Annotated in this window: 20 protein-coding genes and 1 tRNA gene; 5 read left to right on the top strand and 16 right to left on the bottom strand. The window is 45.2% G+C overall.

From position 1 onward, the window contains the following. Positions 1–171: 171 nt before the first annotated feature. Positions 172–393 (bottom strand): DUF4926 domain-containing protein, encoded by a 222-nt coding sequence (locus tag QT998_RS19760; RefSeq protein WP_333093463.1) that lies wholly within the window; start codon positions 391–393, stop codon positions 172–174. Between the two features lie 281 nt (positions 394–674). Then, positions 675–2,762 (bottom strand): thioredoxin domain-containing protein, encoded by a 2,088-nt coding sequence (locus QT998_RS19755; protein ID WP_333117178.1) that lies wholly within the window; start codon positions 2,760–2,762, stop codon positions 675–677. 127 nt (positions 2,763–2,889) lie between these two features. On the opposite strand from QT998_RS19755, the gene QT998_RS19750 reads away from it, so the two are divergent. Continuing rightward, the gene (locus QT998_RS19750; RefSeq protein ID WP_333093461.1) at positions 2,890–4,464 is read left to right on the top strand and encodes an outer membrane protein assembly factor BamB family protein; all 1,575 of its coding nucleotides are present in this window, start codon (positions 2,890–2,892) and stop codon (positions 4,462–4,464) included. Positions 4,465–4,720: 256 nt separating this feature from the next. Then, positions 4,721–5,218, top strand: coding sequence for a 2TM domain-containing protein (locus QT998_RS19745; protein WP_333117176.1), 498 nt, complete (start codon positions 4,721–4,723; stop codon positions 5,216–5,218). Positions 5,219–5,452: 234 nt separating this feature from the next. Here the strand turns inward: QT998_RS19745 and QT998_RS19740 are convergent, their stop codons facing one another. From QT998_RS19740 to QT998_RS19695, 10 genes are all read right to left on the bottom strand, one after another. Then, the gene (locus tag QT998_RS19740) at positions 5,453–6,460 is read right to left on the bottom strand and encodes a CHAD domain-containing protein (protein ID WP_333117175.1); all 1,008 of its coding nucleotides are present in this window, start codon (positions 6,458–6,460) and stop codon (positions 5,453–5,455) included. 366 nt (positions 6,461–6,826) lie between these two features. Beyond that, positions 6,827–7,165 carry a cytochrome c6 PetJ gene (gene petJ / locus QT998_RS19735; RefSeq protein WP_333117173.1) on the bottom strand — a complete coding sequence of 113 codons (339 nt, stop codon included), beginning with the start codon at positions 7,163–7,165 and terminating at the stop codon, positions 6,827–6,829. 127 nt (positions 7,166–7,292) lie between these two features. Then, the gene (psbV2, locus tag QT998_RS19730; RefSeq protein ID WP_333093457.1) at positions 7,293–7,793 is read right to left on the bottom strand and encodes a photosystem II cytochrome PsbV2; all 501 of its coding nucleotides are present in this window, start codon (positions 7,791–7,793) and stop codon (positions 7,293–7,295) included. Positions 7,794–8,309: 516 nt separating this feature from the next. Beyond that, positions 8,310–8,798 carry a photosystem II cytochrome c-550 gene (gene psbV / locus QT998_RS19725; RefSeq protein ID WP_333093456.1) on the bottom strand — a complete coding sequence of 163 codons (489 nt, stop codon included), beginning with the start codon at positions 8,796–8,798 and terminating at the stop codon, positions 8,310–8,312. 149 nt (positions 8,799–8,947) lie between these two features. Further along, positions 8,948–9,139 (bottom strand): translation initiation factor IF-2, encoded by a 192-nt coding sequence (locus QT998_RS19720; RefSeq protein ID WP_194011670.1) that lies wholly within the window; start codon positions 9,137–9,139, stop codon positions 8,948–8,950. Between the two features lie 491 nt (positions 9,140–9,630). Further along, positions 9,631–10,584 (bottom strand): acetyl-CoA carboxylase, carboxyltransferase subunit beta, encoded by a 954-nt coding sequence (gene accD / locus QT998_RS19715; RefSeq protein WP_333093455.1) that lies wholly within the window; start codon positions 10,582–10,584, stop codon positions 9,631–9,633. A 37-nt stretch (positions 10,585–10,621) separates the two neighbouring features. Further along, on the bottom strand, positions 10,622–10,864 hold the full coding sequence (locus QT998_RS19710; RefSeq protein ID WP_194011668.1) for a hypothetical protein: 243 nt from the start codon (positions 10,862–10,864) through the stop codon (positions 10,622–10,624). A gap of 61 nt (positions 10,865–10,925) precedes the next feature. Continuing rightward, complete coding sequence (locus QT998_RS19705) at positions 10,926–11,756, bottom strand: prepilin peptidase (RefSeq protein WP_333117171.1); 831 nt, start codon at positions 11,754–11,756, stop codon at positions 10,926–10,928. A gap of 566 nt (positions 11,757–12,322) precedes the next feature. Continuing rightward, positions 12,323–12,583 (bottom strand): hypothetical protein, encoded by a 261-nt coding sequence (locus QT998_RS19700; protein WP_333117167.1) that lies wholly within the window; start codon positions 12,581–12,583, stop codon positions 12,323–12,325. A 184-nt stretch (positions 12,584–12,767) separates the two neighbouring features. After that, a complete protein-coding gene (locus tag QT998_RS19695) occupies positions 12,768–13,832 on the bottom strand; it encodes a tetratricopeptide repeat protein (RefSeq protein ID WP_333093618.1) in 1,065 nt (354 codons plus the stop codon). A gap of 292 nt (positions 13,833–14,124) precedes the next feature. Between QT998_RS19695 and QT998_RS27560 the strand changes: the two genes are divergently transcribed. After that, on the top strand, positions 14,125–14,370 hold the full coding sequence (locus tag QT998_RS27560) for a hypothetical protein (RefSeq protein WP_442921987.1): 246 nt from the start codon (positions 14,125–14,127) through the stop codon (positions 14,368–14,370). 171 nt (positions 14,371–14,541) lie between these two features. Here the strand turns inward: QT998_RS27560 and QT998_RS19690 are convergent. Further along, a tRNA-Phe gene (locus QT998_RS19690) sits at positions 14,542–14,614 on the bottom strand. 133 nt (positions 14,615–14,747) lie between these two features. Between QT998_RS19690 and QT998_RS19685 the strand changes: the two genes are divergently transcribed. Beyond that, positions 14,748–17,375, top strand: coding sequence for a phospholipid carrier-dependent glycosyltransferase (locus QT998_RS19685; RefSeq protein ID WP_333117165.1), 2,628 nt, complete (start codon positions 14,748–14,750; stop codon positions 17,373–17,375). Positions 17,376–17,971: 596 nt separating this feature from the next. After that, positions 17,972–18,910: a cobalamin-binding protein gene (locus tag QT998_RS19680; RefSeq protein WP_333117164.1), complete on the top strand. Its 939-nt coding sequence runs from the start codon at positions 17,972–17,974 to the stop codon at positions 18,908–18,910. Positions 18,911–19,071: 161 nt separating this feature from the next. On the opposite strand, the gene QT998_RS19675 is transcribed toward QT998_RS19680, so the two are convergent. The 3 genes from QT998_RS19675 to QT998_RS19665 form a co-directional block, all read right to left on the bottom strand. After that, positions 19,072–19,680: a fasciclin domain-containing protein gene (locus QT998_RS19675; protein ID WP_333092372.1), complete on the bottom strand. Its 609-nt coding sequence runs from the start codon at positions 19,678–19,680 to the stop codon at positions 19,072–19,074. A gap of 167 nt (positions 19,681–19,847) precedes the next feature. After that, on the bottom strand, positions 19,848–20,630 hold the full coding sequence (locus tag QT998_RS19670) for an MBL fold metallo-hydrolase (RefSeq protein ID WP_333092371.1): 783 nt from the start codon (positions 20,628–20,630) through the stop codon (positions 19,848–19,850). 216 nt (positions 20,631–20,846) lie between these two features. Further along, positions 20,847–21,434: an anthranilate synthase component II gene (locus tag QT998_RS19665; protein ID WP_333117162.1), complete on the bottom strand. Its 588-nt coding sequence runs from the start codon at positions 21,432–21,434 to the stop codon at positions 20,847–20,849. Position 21,435: the final 1 nt, after the last annotated feature.

Genomic DNA, 21,435 nt, shown 5'->3' with positions numbered 1-21,435 from the left:
AAATACATAAATATAGTTACACGGAGAAAATCAATTAGGATTGCTCTAGGTCTAGAAAATCATTTAGGATTGCTATATAAGTTCGGATATTGCCCACCGCTGTATTGTTTGTAAAGAATGGAATTATTAGGGATTTAAAACTTGTTTTTGTAATAATGGTTGAGTTTTTAGCTATTTGGTTTCTGCCAGCAGACTGTGATGCAAAATCATTAACTGCGACTTGCTAAGGGCTTCTAGCGCGTAGGTACAACCTTGCAAATCGCTAAACTCAAATTCAACAAATTCTGCATCATATTCATCAATTACTGTTCCCACTTGACCCCGATATAAGCCCTGTCCTGGTAAATCTTCTAGTAATGCAACGACATCAAGCAGTTTGATGGTGAAGTTCATTTTTAGATACCTCTTTCACGGAATATAGCTTTTCTAAAAAAGGTAAGGAGTTGAAATTTGAGATTTTAGATTTTACATTGAGGGATTGGTGAATTGAGGGGTTTAACTGGTTCCCAGGCTCCAGCTAAAGGAACCTATATCCAGAGGCTCTGCCTCGCTTCGGAAATTGGAGGCAGAGCCTGCAGATCTGCGTTACTAGGCTCTGCCTAGTAACGAGTAAAGCCTAGTGACGAGTCAACGAGTAAAACAGGTTCGCAGTCAGGAATTCAGTCCTTTTTGTTTTATCCTCGCGTTTGACTTTGCTGAATTTCTGCTAACAGCATCTCTTGAGTTTTCGCAGGTTCTTTGCAAGTCAAACACTCGCAAACTAACCCGATCGCACCTTCAGGCAAATCCACCTCAATCTGACAAACAGCAGTCGGATAATACTGCGAAATTAACCCAGGAATCAGGTCGGGCGAAGTGCGAATCAGGGTAGAATGCTGATACCAGTCGATCGCCGAAAGCAGACTCGGACAAGCTTGGGGAGCATCTCGGACAATACTGCTAAAAGCTTGCAAAGCTTGTTCGGCGCGATCGAGATATTCTAAATTCTGGCCCAGCAAGGCCAAGCGAACCAAAGAGGCGATCGCAATTCCATTCGCCGCCGGAGTTGCATTGTCTATATAACTGCGTTCCCGCACCAACAAATCTCCGCTCACATCCTTAGCAGCATTGTAATACCCTCCCAATTCCACGCTCCACAAAAACTCATCAAACTCTTCTTGCACCTGCACAGCTTTCTCCAACCAAAACTGAGAATTAGGCAATGGCTGTGCTGCTTCCCCATTGCCTAAATTCAAACTCGCTTGATGCAAATCCAACAAAGCTTTCACAAACAAAGCATAATCTTCCGACTGTGCAGCCACCGCCGATTGTCCGTCATAATTCAGCCGCTGAAACCGCCCATTTTGCCACTGATTGTCTAAAATAAAATTAGCAGCATTCACCGCCAATTCCAGATAGTCCAAATTGCCAAAAACAGCCGCCGCCCGCGCCAAACCCGAAATCATTAAACTATTCCAAGCAGCAATCATTTTCGTGTCAGTAACTGCCGGAATTCTACCAGGCCAACTGTCGTTTTTAGCTTCTTGATTGTTGCGGGCTGGGGGAAAGGTTTTCACAGTATCGGGATTGCCGCCGTAGCGAACAGCAAAAAGTTTAGCTAAAGCTGTTTCTACCGTGGCGCTGAGTTTTCCGGGCTGGTAGCGCTGCAATACATTTTTGCCTTCAAAATTGCCGCCACGAGTCACAGTAAACTGTTCTTGAATTTCTGCCAATTCCTCAGCAGTTAATAGTTGTTCCAGTTCGTCGTAACTCCAAACATAAAACGCTCCTTCCTCCGGTTCAACTTCCTCTGAAGTGTTAAAACTGTCAGCATCCTGTGCAGCATAAAAATAGCCTGTTGGCGCAATCATTTCTCGCTTCAACCATTCTACTGTCCGCGCGATCGCAGTTTCAAAAGCCGGTTCTTGTATTCCCGCGCTCCACAAATTCGCCAAATATTCAACAATTTGACCGTTGTCGTAGAGCATTTTTTCAAAGTGTGGCACAGTCCAAGTCGCATCAACGGTGTAGCGGTGAAATCCGCCTCCTACGTGGTCGTAAATGCCGCCCAATGCTAAGTCTAATCCGCGCTGAGTGCAGACTTGTTTGCTGTCGTATTTTGATTCAAAATTAAATCGCGTTCCCCGCAGTGCTAGCTCAGCATAAGGTATCATCGGAAAGCTGGGGCCGGGGTTGCTGCCGGCAATAATTCCGGTGGTAGTTTCTAAGCCTTTTTGAAAAATTTCGCGATTTAATTCGGTGGTTACCCCTGACAGCGCTGCCGACTGTTGGAGGTTGCCTAAAATCTCTGCTTTGAAGGCTTCTACTTTGCCTTTTTCTGTGTCGTAAAAGCGGCGAATTGCTTGCAAAACTTCTAAAAATCCCGGTCGTCCGTAGCGCGGTTCTACGGGGAAATAAGTGCCTCCGTAGAAGGGAATTCGCTCGTCGGGAGTGAGAAAAACGTTGAGCGGCCAACCACCTTGACCGGTCATCATTTGCAATGTTTGCATATATATGCTGTCGATGTCCGGGCGTTCTTCGCGATCGACTTTGATCGGTATAAACTGCGAATTCATGTATTGGGCGATCGCGCGATCGGAAAATGCTTCTCCTTCCATCACCGTACACCAGTGGCAGCTAGAGTAGCCAATTGACAGGAAAATCGGTTTATTTTCGCTCCGGGCCGCTTCCAAAGCTTCGTCGCACCAAGGCCACCAGTCAATCGGATTTTCGGCGTGTTTCCGCAGGTAAAGGCTTTGGGATTGGGCAAGACGGTTGACCATAATCAAATATACTTTAACTCGTACTGAGTAAGCTTGTCAGTTATTTAGCAGTTTAGCGCGATCGGTTTGAATTGAGTTGTTGCTGATAATTATGTTTTAATATTATTGCTGATTATCTCGCTCTAACATGAGTTTATCATCTCGCAGAACCTTCAATCAACAGCTAGGACAATTTTTGCTGAGTGCTGCTGTTCCTCCTGCTGTTCTCAAACTGTACCAAACTGCATCCTCGGAACAAGCTTTATTAGAAACTAATATTAACAATGCTCTGGCAAAAGCAGACCCAGAAATAGAATTATTAGTCCCGACATTTTTAGGTAACGACAAGCGCCGTTTCTACGGCAGAGGTGTTCCGAAAAACTTGAAATTAATCGATAAATTTCAGCTAGGAAGCGGACGGACTTTTCTGGGAAGGCGATCGCAAATTTGGAGCGGCGCGGGTTGGACTGGACAGCCAACAATTACCAGAGACCGGGGGAAAACTTATTTAATTATAGGTTCTTTTGACCACAATTTGCGAAAAATAGATATTGCTACCAATAAAGAAGTGTGGCGCTATAAGTTTGATGATATAATCAAAGGTTCATCAACAATTTATATCGATGAAAAAGCCAGCGCTGAAAACAGAATTGTGATTTTGCAAGGCAGCCGCAGCGGCGGTGGTGGCAAAAGTGTGGTGCCGAGTTTTAGGGCAATATCTTTTAGAACTGGCAAGGAAATTTGGAAGCTGGACATCAGGAAAACGCCCAGCTACAGCCAAGATAACGATAGCAGTGCTTTGGACATCGGCGGTGGCGTGTTGTTCAATGCGGGCGAAAATGCGATCGGCTATTTTCTCGATAGTTCCACAAGCAATGCCAAGCTAAAACAAGGAATTAAACAGCCAAAGATCTTGTCAGAAGTACAACTTTATGCAGCAGCAGATATCGGCAAGCACGGCGGCAACTTGGTAGCGGAGTCATCGCCATCAAGGCTCAAAGATCGAATATTTATAGCTGCAGGTTCCGGTCACATTTACGGTATTAGCATTGCCAGTAAAAAGATAGTCTGGGATTTTTATACAGGTTCAGATTTGGATGGAAGTGCTGTAATTTCTAAATCCGGTAAACTATTTTGTGCGATTGAAAAACAATACATTCAGGGCAAAGGCGGAGTCCTGAAACTGAATCCGAACAAGGAACCGAATGCCAGTGTCGAATGGTTTTTGCCTACTGGAAACCGCCGACTTTCTAGTTGGGAAGGTGGGATAATTGGTTCGGTGGCGTTGAACGACGAGTACAATCCTGGGGGGTTTCCAGCGCTGTTTGCCACAAATGCGATAGACGGCAATTTGTACATCGGTTCCCAAGATATGATTACAGGTAAAAAAATTGCTGTACCTTGGCGAAATCAGTCTTATGATACTCCGATAATAGTCTTTAAACAAGAGATTGGCTCTTCAATCTCAACTCCGATTTTTACAGATGGCAATAAACTAATTAGTGCTGGATACAACGGTGTTTATTTGTTTGAATTGAAGTGGGAACGAGCGAAGTCTGGAGATAAAAATGCTTTGAAAAATGCTAAAGGCGAGTTTTACCGTTTGAAAGTAAAAGAATCGGGGAGATTTAAACCTGGTTTATCCTTTGAGGCCACGCCTGTTGTTTGGGACGGACTTGTCAGGATTTGCGCGAGAGACGGGTGGATGTATACTTTAGGTTAGTCAATAGTTATTGGTTGTTGGTTATTGGTTATTGGTTGTTAGTTGTTAGTTATTAGTTGTTAGTTGTTAGTTGTTAGTGGTGGGTTATTTACTAATTAGCACTTCCCAATTAGCAATACTTTTCGGTTCAATTCGTCAACTCACAACTCGCCCCCGCATTTTCCGGGTGTTGAAATCCGCCATCTCTTCCTACCTGCGGTTTGACTGCGGTTATATGTATGATAGAAATAATGCCGGATATTATAGGAAACTCGCTATGGCAACTAATGAAACTCAAATAAGCCAAGTTTACGGTTCAGAGGATGCTCAAGGTATTCTGCAAATTGCGATCGCCCGCCGACAAGACGAAGGAGAATTATCTAGAGTGCAGTTGTTCGAGATAGCAGCAGAATTGGGCATCTCCGAACAGGATATTGTGGTGGCGGAACAGCAATGGTTAGCAACTAGAGGAGAAGTTCAAGAAAAACTGGTTTTTAACACTTACCGTCGTCGCAAATTGCGTAAAAATGTGACAAAATACGGCATTATCAATAGTTTTCTAGTTTTGTTTAATCTAGCAGGCTCCCACGAGCTTTCTTGGTCGCTTTTCATTTTACTAACCTGGGGCTTAGGATTGTCGCTGAATGCTTGGAATGTTTATCAAACTGAAGGGGAAGATTACGAACAAGCGTTTCAGCGGTGGCGTTTGAAGAAACAAGTCGGAGAGTCTATTGGTAGTGCAACGAATAAGTTTATGAAGTGGTTACAGTCGTGATTTGCTATGGTAAAAAATGCGATCGCCCTTTTTTACTTCACACTGGTGAAGTAATTCGGATTTTAACTCGTTACTGGAAAGAGTAATTGTTAAGGTTTTTTCTTGAACCTATCCCCAAGTGCGATCGCCCTTTATTGAGTTACATAATGAAGGACACTGCAATGACGTGTCCCTAAAAATATCTATCTTTTAGTCCCTCCCGTCAGTCGATCGCATTCTCTCCTCGCCAAAAACCTAACTTTCCGGCTGCGAATCTCCCGAAGCTGCATCTTCAACCACAGGATTAATTAAGGTCGATCGCCAACCTTGCCGAACTTCCGATCTCAAATACTTATTCTGCACAACCTGCCACTTTTGCCAAGCTTCGTAGCGCTTTTGGGTCAATAAACCAGCCAGTTGCGGCAACTCTTTTTGCAAATCGCGATCGACAAAATCTGTCAGAAACTCACCTAAAACTTCACAATCTTGAATATCGCCCAAACATTCCTGAACAGCTTTCAAATCATCCACATAAGCTTCATAAGTCTCGCCGTAAAAATTATCAAATAGATTCATCAAATAGCGAACCCGCTTGGCTTGCTTCCGCAAATCGTGCAGAATATTTCCCTCCGCTGTTAACTTCTCTTCCACAGCCGACTCATTCAAACCATCACAAACTTTAACTTGGCCATCCTCATATTTTGTGCCCAGCAGCCAAGCCGGATGCAGAAAAAATTCGCTGACTTGAGGTAAGAGTAAATCTGGCAAAACCTCAGCAATTGGCAAATGTTCGATCGCCCGAAACTGCGGTTTTTCCAACCAATTTTCGATCGACTTTTTCAGCGACTGGTAATTTTTTTGTTCCAAAACAGCCCTCACCTTTTTCAAAGCCCGGCGCCGCTGTTTTAGCAAACTCGACAAAGCCTCATCTAAAACTTCCTGTTCTTCAGTCGGCAAATTCGGGTAATAGCGTTTTTGGAGACTTTCGAGCATCACATCCAAATCCCTGAGCGTTCCCAGAATCCGCCCCACTTTACCAATTTTGCGTTCTGAAGCTTCTTTTGGCCAATCCAAAACCGGAGCAAAACCCGTTACAGCCGATCGCAAACGTCTCAATCCCACGCGCATTTGATGAAGTTCTTCTGCATCTTTGTCTTTGATAACTTCAGCCTCGTGCGCTATTGTTTTACGAAAATATTTCTCGATCGCACCAGAGGCTGCGTCTCCGAGAGTTTTAACTTTTGCTGATGTTTTTACGTTCATGATATATGTAGAGTCCACTTTCGCGATCGACTTTATTTGTGATTTCAATGCTTAGCTAATAAGGCATTATATCCTAGCACCGAATTTTTATTTATACGCCAGCAATAATAATTCTTAATGTAAGGTACTTGATAATTTATACAAAATCTAAAATCTTCCATCTAACATCTAAAATCTTCAATCTAAAATCGAATTTCCCTCCCTCGCGCTTGGGCAAATAAAAATCCGATTTGTGGCGCGCTTTCCCAAACAGGTTAAGATTGCTGCAAACCGATATTTATTCGCAAAAGAGAGAGAGAGGGTGCGATCGGGAGGACAAGTTTTAAATTAAATCAAGTCCAGCTTGTCCGATTTCAAAGAGGCAGTTTAGCCTTTCCAGTCTTTTTCAGATTGTTCGAGCACGTAGGTAGCGACATCCTCGATTTGTTCGGGCTTCAAGCGACCGGCAAAAGCAGGCATAGCATTTTTGCCCTTAGTTACCTGAGTGGTGATAGCTTCGATGGAATTCATGCCGTACTTCTCAAGAGCATCCTTTTTCAAGGTTTTCATTGCCATAACCACGTTGCCGCCACCGATGTGACAAGCAGAACAGTTGGCGCTAAAGAGTTTAGCTCCGTTAGCAGCATCGCCGGCCAAAGCAGGGCTGCCGAAGCCGACGGTAAAAATTGCGATCGCTAACAGGGCGATCGATAAGAGTCTTTTCAACACAGTTCTCCTCTAATGGACACCTTTGAAGGTGATTCTTTAGTTATTTTACCTGTTTATTCAGGCACAAACACGCAGTCGCGATCGGGATTTTTCTAGTAATTTACACTTTTTGACAAAAAGCCGTTCAACTCTCCAGATTATCCACGCCCCAGCCCGGAGCCTTCTGAGCAGCCCGGAGCACAAAAGCAGCCAAATTTTCAATCTCATCCTGCTGCATCCAGCTTTCCGGCACTTGGCGGCACCAAAAAGTTTCCTCACTACCGTCATAAGTCATGGGTTCTCTCAGATACGCCACCAAGCTATTGATGCTGGTGCGCGGAGGCGTTGCCCCCTCCAGAGCAGTCAAAGACAAAGATACAGTCGGATCCGGCAAAGTTGTTCCCCCAACATGACAGTTGAGGCAGCTTTGCTCAAACAACCGCTTACCGGAGGACAAATCCTCAGCCGAAAATAACCGAGTGTTTCCCTGTGCGTCCAATTCCAATGCCACAGGTTCGGTGACTTTCAAATAACGAGTCACGTAAGCATCAGAAGCAGCCAAGGCTGGTTGAGGTGCCAGCAGCAACAGCGGCAAAATAATTAAAATTCCCAACAAAAAGCAGACAAAAACACCAGGACGCTGCATGACGCACTACAACCTTTTGCGATATCAATGAGTAACAATTGACAACTCTGGGCCCTAGAAGGGCAGAGATTCTTGTATCATTCAGTCCACTTAATAAGTACAGCTTCCTGTACTTACCGCAAGATGGTTCTGTCCTCAAGCTTTCGACTCATTGCAGAGTCTTGTTCCCGTGTGCCCCACGGTACAATTCAAAACCCAAAATACTGGTTTCTCTGGTACTTGTTGCTCGAAGTTTTTACCCGCGCCAGCTTTTCTGCGCGATCGCCCATAACTTCAGTTTTCAAGGTGCGTTGCCTTCAGGCGACTGGGTTTTTAATGTGGTTGAATACCCTAGCCACATTACAATATTATCACGACCAAGAATAAAAAGCCGTCCTATAAGGACGGGGCTTTAGACCCAATTTTTTGGTAAATTTTAGATTTCGGATTTTAGAGCGAAAAACGACCGGCCAGCAATGCTTGCCAAATCCCAGCCCTGTCCCAATCCAAAATCCAAAATCTAAAATTTAACATCAATTAACGAGCGCCTTTACCGCCAGCCCACTGCTCGCCAATTATTTTGGGCTGCAACAGAATGTGACCGGCAATCGCGTACAAATCCTCTTCTGAGAGATTTCTCATCTCTGCAAAAATATCCGCACTCTTCATGCTCGGATGCAGCTCGGAAATCTCCTCAAAGCCGTCATAAGTGGTGGGATTTTTCATAAAGTCCACCAGCGACTCAATATTGTTGCGGGGTGGGTTGGCCAAAGCCAGAGTTTTGGGACTCAAATTGACGTTCTGGTCAGTTTTTGTCATTCCCCCAGCGTGACATTGAGCGCAGGCTGAGTTAAACAAGCGTTTGCCTTGCTGAACTTGTTTGAGGTTCAGCACCACCGGAGCGCCCTTGTCATTTAAAGTCACAGTGCGAAGTTCCGGACTCAGTTCGATAGCCATCGCGCTGCTGACAAATAACTGAAATGTCAAGAATACAGCGGTCAGAGCAATGAAATATCTTTTAAGCATGGTTCTCCTTAAAAAAATCCGACAAATTATTGAACGCTAAAAGAGCGTAGGCGGCAAACAGATTGATCTTGAAAATTCCTTCCTGCTGCGACAATTGGCAAAAATTTGTGCAGCCGTACCCCAACGTCGAGGTAGAGGAATTTTGCTATCTAATCTGGAATCCCTTTTGAGTCGCGCCTTTTTTCGAGAGCGGACATAATTGCCTTAACATCTTCCAAAGCCAAACGGGTTTGAGGATGCTTGTAGGCAATTTCCAACTCGTCGCACAAGCGGAGCACGTCTTCAACAGGGACGTCGAAGTCTTCTGCTATTTCTGCGATAGATAGGTCTGCAAAACCCATAATTTTTAGGTCGCTGACTGGTCAAAATTGAGTTGACGGCTATTGACAGAAAGCTGGACAATTTAACAAAGTGGTGTTAGCTCCCAATCTGTTAGTTTGTTCTGAGATTTTGTTCGATCGCCAGCTCACTAACCACTAACTACCACTAAGCATTTTTGCTCACTCAAACTTCATAGCCCATCAACTTCCAACTAATATCATCCCATTGCCGGGTGTTTATTATCAATAGGACTTGAGCGCGCGGGGCTCAAAACCCGGTATTTGGCTGAATTTCTCGCCACCAAACTTGATGTTTTGCCAAGAAACCAGGGTTTTTTGGCAATTCCTCTGAGATTTGGGTCTTGGGCGGGCTCACCAACAGACAATCAGTCGATTTGAGATTTGAGATTTGAGATTTGAGATTTACTCCACAGATGCAATCTGGGGCTTGAACTCTTTTCTAAAATTTCGATCTCTTGACGACAATAAGTCATTGGGCGCTACAGCTTAGCTTAGGGAGAAAGCTTGAGAGCGTGAGTAGGTGCGGGTAAAGCGTGGTGGCCCTCGCCGACATCGAGGGCTGGAAATTCCGATTTTGCCAAGAAAGGCTGGGGCTGGTGGAGAGCGATCAGTTGAGCGAGAGTTTTTTTTAATTGAGTCCGGGGTACGATTAAGTCTACAAAACCGTGGGCGAAGGAATATTCGGAAGTTTGATAATTTTCCGGCAGCTTTTCCCGCAGAGTTTGCTCGATTACCCGACCGCCCGTAAAGGCTACAGTAGCTTTTGGCTCTGCAATTATAATGTCTCCCAACATGGCAAAACTGGCTGTGACACCGCCTGTGGTCGGGTGGGTCAAAATTGGGATGTAAAGCAGTCTCGCTTCCCGGTGGCGCTCCAGAGCCCCGGAAATCTTGGCCATTTGCATCAGGCTGAGCATTCCTTCCTGCATTCTTGCGCCGCCAGAGGAGCAGACCACGATCGCAGGTAAACGTTCCCGCGTGGCGTGTTCGATGAGGCGGGTCAGTTTTTCTCCGACCACTGAGCCCATGCTGCCGCCGATGAACTGAAATTCCATGACTCCGAGGGCGACGGGCAAATTTTCGAGTTGACCAATGCCTGTTTGTACCGCGTCTAGGTGGCCTGTTTTTTCTTGAAATTCTCGCAGCCGATCGCTATATTTTTTGCGATCGCGAAATTTTAGGGGATCGGTGGCGTGGAGACCTTCGTCAAGGGGCATCCAGGTATTGGGGTCGATCAACTGTTCAATGCGATCGTCGCTGTAAACTCTGATATGATGCCCGCATTCCAAGCAAACCATTTGATTTGCTCGCAGGTCTTTGGTATAACTCAGCGCGTCGCAAGCCTCGCACTTATTCCAAAGCCCGTCGGCAATTTCCCGTTCCGGCCGTTCTTGAGAGTTCGGTACAGATTTTCTTCGATTTGCAAACCAATCAAATAGAGACATTAAAACTTGGTAATTGTTAACTGTTGACTGTTGACTGTTAATTGTTGACTGTTGACTGTTGACTGTTAGATTCGGGTTCCTCTTCAATGGGACTGATGAGGAGCGATGCAGTCCGCTGGTCTTCTGGAAGAACTTGCAAAGCTGTAGCACTTCCAGCTCCTAAATAAGATGCTACGCCCAAGTCAACGATGCGAGCTGGGATTTGATGAGCAGCTAGGATCTGCTGCATTAATTCCGCTTCCCAGCGAAAGCTAGTAGTTGTAAGTGTAATCCAAGACACGGAACAATTTTACCAATTATTGAGACAATGTTATGTTCGATCGCGCCGGAGTACCGACATATCAGAAAGTAAAATTCGGGAAAAATAACTGCAAGTAAGTAGATAAGATCACTTCGCCCCACAGAGCAGTAATTGCTGCACCGAGGGCCAGAAACGGGCCGAAAGGCATGGGTTGACGCCGATCGAGCAATCGGAGGGCGATCGCCCCGCCGCCGACAAAAGCTCCAGCGAAACAGGCGATAAATCCCGCTAACAGCAAGTATTTCCAGCCCAGCCAAGCCCCCATCAAAGCTGCCAATTTGGTATCTCCCATCCCCATAGCAGTCTGCCCGAAGCCGATCGAACCTGCAAGTCCGATCGCATCAAACAGCCACAACCCGACAACTGCTCCCAGAATACCGTCTAGTACCAGATAGTGTACCGAGTCGATCGGACTAAAAGTCGGCCACCAACCTTTGGCCACTTGAAAAACCAATCCGAGCACCAAGCCCGATCGAGTTAAAGAATTGGGCAAAGTCATTGTATCGCAGTCAATCAAAGACAAAGCCAATAGCCAGCTAAAAAAAGCCCACAACCCCAGAGTTTTTACTGTTATCCCAAACCGCCAAAAAATGAGCAAAAACAGCAAACCCGTAGCTGCTTCTACCAGCGGATAGCGGGCAGAAATCTGACTGCGACAGTGATTGCAGCGTCCCCGCAGCCACAGCCAACCGAACACGGGTATATTTTCGTAAGTTCTGAGTTGATTTAAACATTTGGGACAGCGAGAGGGAGGGTGTATCACCGACAAACCCGCAGGCAACCGATAGACTACCACATTCAAGAAGCTGCCGATCGCCGAGCCGACAACCAAGACGATCGCGGTGACAAGGACATTAAAAATAATTTCCATTAAGTTGTTATTTGTTAGTTGTTAGTTGTTAGTTGTTAGTTGTTAGTTGTTAGTTGTTAGTTGTTAGTTGTTAGTTGTTAGTTGTTAGTTGTTGTTGGTTGTTGTTGGTTGTTGTTGGTTGTTGGTTGTTTTTTATGGTATCTGGCATTAGTAGCAACTAACAATAACAAATAACTGATGACTGCTTACTACTTACTAATTACTGATGACCAATTTCCCAAGTATCCCAAATCCGTATTGTTTACCCCCTTGATGATTGAACCGCGAAGACGCGAAGAGCGCGAAGAGAAGAGTCAGAAGATAAAGGTATAGCCTTTCTGTGCTCTCATAGGAGGTACTATCCGGGATAGGCCAAACCGGCCAAACCGGGCATACCTCACTTTTGTGAGAACCGCTATAATAATAGCAAAATCCGAGTTGGCATGACTGATGACTAATGACCGATGACTAACAACTAACAACTAATAACCAACAACTAATAACCAACAACTAACAACCAACAACCAACAACCAACAACCAACAACCAACAACCAACAACTAATAACAACTAACTAATAACAACTAACTAATACATTTGAGATTCAATTTCGTCAAAAGTAACAAAACGTTCACCGGGCAACAAAACCGGCTGCGAAGCAAAAATTAGCTGACCTCGATTGCTACCTAGACTAACAACTACACCTGCAGGACGCTGCATCTGCTCGGAATGCACTTTCAGATACATACCATAGGCCGATCGAGCTACTCGGATCAAATCCGCAGCTAGCAAGCCGTGACTTTGGGAAATTTCTATCCTAGGTTGGGAGTTAGGCTGGTATCTGGTCACTGGAAATTTATGATAATGGTATTAGTCTAGCTGCCGCATTCTCGGGTTTTTCGGGGCGGATCTCCATAGCTGAGATTGATTGTGGGGCGATCGAGCAAACCGACGAAACCATCGAGAAATTGTTTCTATCTTTAGAGCCAGATATTAATCAAAATTCTAGCGTTCCTGAAACCTTTTTTGGTCATTATTGGGGTACGAGCCGACCGGAAGATAATCGCTTAATTCCCTCCATCGCCCCACTTTCTCCAAATTTATCGTTTTTTTCGCGGGCAATTTTCAAAGCTTCCTCGTAGGATTCGAGAGCTTTAGCAGATTGACCGAGACTTTCATAAATCTCGCCCATATTGTTGAGCAACCTTCCGATACTTGTCTTGTCACCGATTGCTTCCAACATCGGTATCGCTTGCTGAAAATAGATCAGCGCTTGAGTATCTTTACCCTGTTTGCGACAGGTAAGTGCCATGTTGTTGAGGAGGCGGCCCACGCCAGCCCTATCTCCGATTTCCCGGCGAATTGCTAAAGCTTGGTGGTAAAATTCCATCGCTCTGTCAAAATCGCCGATGTTGTAGTAAACGCCGCCCATATTGTTGAGGGTACGGCCTAAATCTCGTCGATCGCTCTGTTGGGTGCGAATGACTCGCGCTTGCTGGTAAAATTCGATCGCCTTAGCATATTCTGCCTGTTCTGCGTACACGGCCGCAATGTTATGGAGTGCTTCTCCGATTTCAACTTGGTCGTTGACAGTTTTGGCAAGTTCCAACGCTTCTTCGTGCTGTTTCAGCGCTTCGGGAAATTTGTTGGAAATCCGGTTGATGAAACCCATGAGATTGAGGGTTTGAGCAAGGCGGCGCGCATCGCCTATTTCTCGGTGAATGACTAAAGCTTGTCGCAGAACTTCCAAAGCTTTCGACTTTGAACCCATTTCGCCATAAACTTCTCCCAGGCGGTTGAGGATTCTGCCGATTTCGGGTTTGTCATTTTGTTGCTTGCGAATTGCCAAAACTTGTTCAAAAGTCTGGATTGCTTCGATAAACAAACCCTCGCGGTGCTGTTTTACTCCTGTTTCAAAGAGTGTGTCTGCTTGCGTTTTGGGTTCAGTTACCTGGGCGCGATCGCTTTCTTGAACCCGCCTTGCATTTATAATAGGGGCAAAGGCCGCAGCGTCTGAGATTGCCAGCAGGCTGAGTGCGGGAGATAAAACAATACTTATAGCTGCGACATAGCTGAAGTTGTAAGAGCGGCGGTACACCGATCGAGTCCTCCTAGAGCCAAGTTATAACTATTAAGATAGAGCTTTTTGGCGTGTTCGTCCTAATTTTTTTCTCAGTCGCGCCACTGGCTATACCAATTTCCCGAAATAATGCAACTCGCTTGCAAGCTGCAAACCCATACACAATCAGTCATTCCCCATTTTTTAATCAAAAACCCCAAATTTCAAATCCCATAGGTTAGCTGTTGTCTTGCCAGAGTGCCACAATCAGCGGCATATTGGTGAGATCCCGGATGACAGCCAAGTTTTCGATCGGCTTTGCAATTAATTATTGGTTATTGGTTATTGGTTATTGGTTCTTTGTTATTGGTTATTGGTTCTTTGTTATTGGTTCTTTGTTATTGGTTATTTGTTATTGGTTATTTGTTATTGGTTCTTTGTTAACAGTCAACAGTTAACAGTCAACAGTCAACAGTCAACAGTCATTTGGTCATTTGGTCATTTGGAAAAAGGCAGGATGCAGGAGGAAGAAGCAAAAATAGATACAAAGCAGGCCTTTGAGCGATCGCCCTCATAGGTTTAGTTAGATGAATTTATTTAAAATAAAAAAATGCTTTTTACAAAGCCCCAGATGCTCCCTCTTTTTTTGGCTACACTGAAGACGAGCTCAGCGAACAATGAGTGGAAACAACAAATCTAGGATTGAGTTAAAATCCTAGATACCGTAAATGTATGTTTTAGAAAGCTATGCCAGGAACGAGACTTGAACTCGTGACACGTGGATTTTCAGTCCACTGCTCTACCAACTGAGCTATCCCGGCTTGTTTTTTCGCGCTTTACTATCCTAGCAGACACATACACAATTTAGCAAGCACTTTTCTCAACTAATTTTTAGCTCGCCCGGAACCGCCCGCCTGTAAGCTAAAAGCTGCAACCTAAAATCCAAAAATCGCAATGGCACAGCAACATCGGGCTAGCGGGGGCAACAGTCTGCTTGTCTTGGGGACAATTTGGCTGTTGGGGGCAATTAGCGATCGCCTCTGGTTTGCCTTCGATCGCTCTGTACCCGCGTGGGATCAGGCAGAATACCTCACGAGCACGCTGAATTACTGGCAGGCGCTGCAGCATCCTCAGTGGTTTTCGGGGGATTGGTGGACAAACTTCTGGCTGCTTTCGACAAAAATTCCACCCTTAACGTACATCTTAACGGTACCGTTTTTTAATGTTTTCGATGCTGGGGGCGATCGGGCAACCCTCGTTCATTTACTATTTAGTGCAATTCTCCTCGCCTCAGTCTACAGTCTGGGCGTCAAATTATTCAACAGACAAGTCGGTTTGTGGGCCGCTGCAATTTGCGTTTTGTTACCGGGACTTTATCGGTTCCGCTTGCAATTTTTGCTCGACTATCCCCTCGCTGCTGCGATTACTTTGGCTTTCTATTGTTTGACAATGTGGAAGCAGGAAGCAGCAAGCAGCAAGCCGGAAGATTTTCCGCATTTACGCCTTTCTCCATCGTCTTTCTTTTGGACGATCGCCTTTGGTATTTCTCTAGGCTTATCAATATTAGTTAAACACACTACTGTATTATTTCTGTTTGCCCCGATTGTGTGGTTGGCTGCTGGTGCTGTGCGGCAAAAAGCTTGGGGAAGATTAGGTCAATTAGCTGGTGCTTTGTTGCTGTCGGTGGCAGTGTTTGGGCCCTGGGCAAAAACCAATTGGCTGTTAATTTTGACCGGGGGAAAACGGGCAACGCTGGATTCTGCGATCGCCGAAGGAGATCCAGCCCTCAATACGATCGACGCTTGGATTTACTACATTCAGCACTTACCCGAACAGCTTTCTTGGCCTTTGTTACTGATTCCCTTAGTTGGATTGATACTTTATTGGCTCCGCAGGCAAAATAGTTCGTCAATCTTTCACCTCAACTCCTGTCGGTGGCTGGCTGTTTTTTGGGTAGGAGCTTATTTAATTAATTCTTTAAATATCAACAAAGACGACAGATATGTGATACCTTATTTGCCAGTATTATCTATTTTTTTAGCCTACTGTTTAACACTGTGGCCTCCGCGTTGGGGGCGACAAATTGGCTGGGGAACAATTGGTTTAGCAACTTTGACGATGCTGCTGCATATGTGGCCGCTGGGCGGTGCTTTTGGACATAGCTTAGTTCAACTTGTTAGCCCCGGTAATTCTAGCTATCCTTACTTGGGGAAAGAGTGGCCGCACCGAGAGGTTATTGCAGAAATTATTGCTGCGGAACCTTATTTGCAATCTACTTTAGGTGTGTTGCCTTCCACGCCGGAAATTAATCAGCACAACTTGAATTATTACGGTGCTTTGGCGAATTTTCAGGTATACGGGCGGCAGGTGGGAACTAATTTAAAAGAAGTGCCGCAAGATGTGCGATCGCTTTCTTGGTTTGTCACAAAAACAGGCCCGCAAGGTTCGATTCGAGAAAAAATTAAAAAAGCTCAAAATGCTGCGGTAGATACAATTGAAAAAGGTGAAGATTTTCAGTTAGAAAAAGCTTGGTTTTTGCCTGACAATACTAATCTAAATCTTTACCGCAAGCGACGGCAGCCTGTTGAAATACAGCCGTTGAATGAAGCGCGATCGCAAGTACAATTAGAGCAAGTTACTGTTACGGGAAAAGCGATTCCCGGAGTCGCACTGCCGGTTACTTATATTTGGTCTGGGCCTTGGCAGCAGTTGCAGTCTGGTTTAGTGTTGGTAACGTGGAAACATCGGCTAGCTAGTGATATCCTAGAGTCGGGACAAGCTTTAAGGATTTTACACGATCGCGCGATCGCCCAGGGAACTTTGCATCCGGGAATTCTGGAAGCAGATAAATTTGCTGTAGGGTTTCGAGTTGTCGATCGCACGGCGATGCTAACTCCTGCTAATATTGCACCGGGAAGTTACAACCTGCAAGCTACTTATCTGAACCGAAAAACCGGCGAAACTTATCCGCTCAAGGTGCCATCGGTAACAATTCAAATCGATGCCGAACCGATAAATATGCCTTCCCAAACCATTCCGGGGAACAAAAACGATCAAAAGTTGAAAATAGTCCCGACTCTTCCCGGTAACGAGGATAAGCCGGAGTTAGATTTGGTGACTCAATTGCGGGCGATGGCAGTTAATTTACCGAAAGGATTAACCAGTTTAGAACCCATATTCGAGCAGATTGGACGCATTAATCAGTACGATCCAACTCAAGATTATACAGTGCAAGCGGAACAAGCACTAGAATATAGGTTGAAGCAAGAACCTAACAATCTAGAATTCGCTTATGCTTTGGCATTTTCTCGGGTATTGCAGCAAAATGTCAAAAGTGCGATCGCAGCCTTAGAAAAAGTTACCAAACTCGATTCTCAAAACCCTTATGCTTATGCTTATCTCGCCTTCGTCCAGCTTTACGGATGGCATCCCCAAGCCGCTCAAAAAGCCTTAAAACCCGCTCTTGCCCTCAACCCCAACCTGCCAGAAATTAGAGTTTTAAACGGTTTAGCCGCTCTAATGCAAGGCAATCTCATCCAAGCGTGGCAAGATTTGCAATTCCTCAAACAGTTGAAAATTTAACAATTATTAGGAATACCCAAAATGTGGTTTTACGCGCTATTTATAGCAGCAAAGTGCGGTGTACTTCGCCCTACTAACTTCCTTCTTCCTTCTTGCTAATGACATCAAATCCGGTAGCATTGGGATGATATATAGCAATCCTAAATGATTGTTGTAGGGACACGGCACTGCCGTCTCCCGGACACGGCACTGCCGTGTCCCTACAGATGGATTTTGGGGAAATCACATTTATGTTCGCCGCACGTGATAATGATTTAGGATTGCTATATAGCCTTTCAAGCGAAAGATGAGGTACTGTCGGGAATAGGGCATAGGGAATAGGGCATAGGGCATAGGGCATAGTGCATAGGGCATAGGGCATAGGGCATACCTCACTTTTTTGAGAAAGGCTATAGTGCGAGAGTCCCCGCTCGCGAAGTCGATAGCGAGCGGGGACTCTCGCACTATCAATGATTAAAAGATATAATTCCGACGCTATCGGAAACGATATGACCAATAACCAATAACTAACAACCAATAACTAATAACAAATAACCAATAACAATAACCAATAACCAATAACCAATAACCAATAACCAATAACTAATAACTTCCTCATGAATCAACTAAGAATAGTCTCTCTAATTCCCAGTGCCACCGAAATTGTAGCAGCTTTAGGATTAACCGATGCCATTGTCGGCCGTTCCCACGAATGCGACTATCCCGCAGAAATCCAGAATTTACCTGTTTGCACTCAGCCTAAATTCAATCCCGAAGGAACTAGCAGCGAAATTCACAACCGCGTCACAGAATTGTTGCAAAATGCGCTCAGCGTCTATAAAGTAGAAATAGATACTTTAGAAAAATTGCAGCCAACTCACATCATTACTCAAGCTCAATGTGAAGTTTGTGCTTGTTCTCTGACAGAGGTTGAACAAGCAGTCAGCACGCTGGTAAATAGCCAGCCGGAAATTATTTCTTTGCAGCCAAATTTGCTAGCAGAAATCTGGACTGATATTGGGCGAGTTGCTGCTGCTTTGGGTGTCGATGCTCAAAGTACGATCGCACTTTTGCAATCCCGCATCGATGCTATTATCTTAAAAACCGAAACATTAACCGTTAAACCCACAGTAGCCTGCATCGAATGGATTGAACCTTTGATGGCTGCGGGAAATTGGATTCCCGAATTAGTAGCAATGGCTGGAGGCGATTCGCTGTTTGGCATTGTCGGGGAACATTCCCCCTGGTTACAATGGGAATCCCTGGTTGAAGCTAATCCCGATGTGATTATTTTTATGCCTTGCGGCTTTGATTTAAATCGCACTTGCACCGAAGCAATGGCGATCGCTCAATACACAGAATGGCAAGATTTGCAAGCAGTCAAAACCGGGAAAGTTTACATAACTGACGGCAATGCTTACTTTAACCGGCCAGGGCCGAGATTAGTGGATTCTTTAGAAATTTTAGCAGAAATTATCCATCCCGAAATCTTCGATTTTAGCTATCGCGGTCAAGGTTGGCAGCCATTTTTGCCAGTACCTGCCGCTACTCATTAACACGCATAAACGGTTCGTAGTGCGGACTTTATTCCGCATTTTTATAGGGGACTAAATTCTGCACTACGAACCAATTTTAGATCGATATAAGATGGTATCGCGGGAGATTAATTGCCCGTTCCCTCAAATTCAGTTACATTAGGATACAAAAAATGCTAATCCTACATCCCATCGGGCGGCATCAAAACCTTGTCAATTACGTGAATAACGCCGTTGCTAGCTTTGATATCAGCTTTCACAACATTAGCGCCGCCGACAGTAACTTTGCCGGGAGCAACTACCACTTTCACAGGCATACCTTCAACAGTTTTAACCTCACCGGACTTCAGGCTAGTAGATAAAACCGCACCAGAAACAACGTGGTAAGTTAAAATCTTAGTAAGTTTGGCTTTGTTAGCTGGTTTCAGCAAATTTTCCAAAGTTCCTTTTGGCAAAGCAGCAAAAGCCGCGTCTGTCGGTGCAAAAACAGTGAAAGGGCCTTTTCCTTTGAGAGTTGTCACCAAACCTGCTGCTCCCAAAGCCTTTGTCAATGTCTTGAATTGAGCGTCACCAGATGCAATAGCGACAATATCCTTAGTGGCGGCCATTGGTGTCGGTGAAGCCATTGGTTTCATGTTTTCTGCAACTTGTTGAGTTGGAGTTGCATTCTTCACATTGGTGTTGGAGTTGATGTGAGCCCAAGCCGGGAAACCAATCAACGCGCTAGCGCCGATTACTCCTGCAAAACCTGTGAGTTGTTTCATCCAGCTAGGTACATTTTGATTTTTCATTACGCTTGTATTTCCTTATGACAATAAAACAGTGAACGTGAATTCTTATGTTAGCCAAATTTCCTCAAAAGATCAGGTTGGGAAAGGCTAAGGTAGAGATAAAATGAGCTGGAATTGTCGATCGCACCAAAACTTCCTTAATATAACGCAAACTTACGGAAAAAGCGTCAACCGCTAAATCGGTAACTCAAAACCTCAATCACCGAACCGGTTTGGGGCAAGTCAGCAGGTTTAATCGAAATCGTGTCATTATTCAATCGGCGCACCGGCGTACCATCCATCAGCGCCAAGAAGTCATCTAGTGGCACCAAATCGCACGCTGCTGCATCGGCGGCTTGGGTTTTGTAATGCGTGGGAATCACCATCTTTGGTTTGAGAATTTGCAAAGTTTGCTTGGCTTCCGCCGGAGTGTAAGATTTCGGCCCTCCGCCCACGGGAATCAGCACCAAATCCGGCCGCCCGATTAAGATTTGTTCTTCAATGCCGATCGCGCCAGCAACTCCACCCAAGTGTAAAATCTTAATACCGGCTTGCTGCCAGAGCCAAGCCACATTGATCCCAAATCGCCTTCCGCCCTCCCGGTCTTTTTCCGTGCGAATCCCTTGAATCCTCAGCCCGTTCGATCGATAAGCCCCAGGCTCGTACAAAAGGCCGGGATTGCCCGAAAATCCGTCCACCGCCCCTTCATCGAGCAATCTGCTGCTAATCAGAATCAAATCAGTGGGTACTTTGGGAGAACGATAGCCAGCCGTACAGCCCAGGGGGCGAAAAGGATTCACCAGCACCCTCGCACCGCCACCGGCGAACAAAAAGCAAGTGTGGCCCAACCACTGAACCGATAAAGAATCAGCAGTTTGAGCTTGATAGCTTTCCCATCCAGATGGTAAACCAGTTGCTATAGCGGCTAGCAAACCCGTCTGTGCGTAACGTATTAATTGTCGCCGTTTCATCTTGTGGTTGCGGTTGTCGGGTGTTGGTCGTCTGTTGTTATACCACAAAACACAGTGAGTCGATTTTCGATTTTCGATTTTAGGTTTTAGATTTATATTGTGTGCGATCGCCCTGACAGCACTACAATATGGATCGCACGCGCCAACCGCAGCGATTTCTTCCTGCTTCCTCCCATCCCTTACATCCGTTACAAAAGAAGCGGACGTACTTGCTTCTTACAGTCTTTCTAAGAAATTTCGCAATAACTGCTTTCCCGAAGCAGTCAAAATACTTTCCGGGTGAAACTGCACCCCTTCAATGTGGGGATATTCCCGATGGCGCACGCCCATAATCGTGCCATCTTCAACCCAAGCCGTAATTTCCAAAACCTCTGGGCAACTCTGCTTTTCAATTACCAAACTGTGATAGCGAGTTGCAACCATCGGCGATTCCACTCCCACAAAAACTCCTACTCCGGCGTGTTCTACCTGAGAAGTTTTGCCGTGCATCAACACTGGTGCAGAAACAATTTTGCCGCCGAATACTTGACCGATACTTTGATGTCCGAGACACACGCCCAAAATTGGCAGAGTCGGCCCCAATTCTTTGATTAATTCTAGAGAAATTCCCGCATCTTCCGGCCGCCCCGGGCCTGGAGAAATCACTACGGCTGCTGGCTGTAATTGTCGAATTTCTGCTAAGGAGATTTGGTCGTTGCGATAGACTTGAACTTCGCTGGCTACGGGCAAATCGGCACCTAGTTCTCCTAGATACTGTACCAAATTGTAGGTAAAACTGTCGTAGTTATCGATGACTATAATCACG

The organism is Microcoleus sp. S1D4 (genome assembly GCF_036700765.1).
GTDB lineage: Bacteria > Cyanobacteriota > Cyanobacteriia > Cyanobacteriales > Microcoleaceae > Microcoleus.
This window is presented reverse-complemented; position numbering and strand designations above follow the sequence as displayed.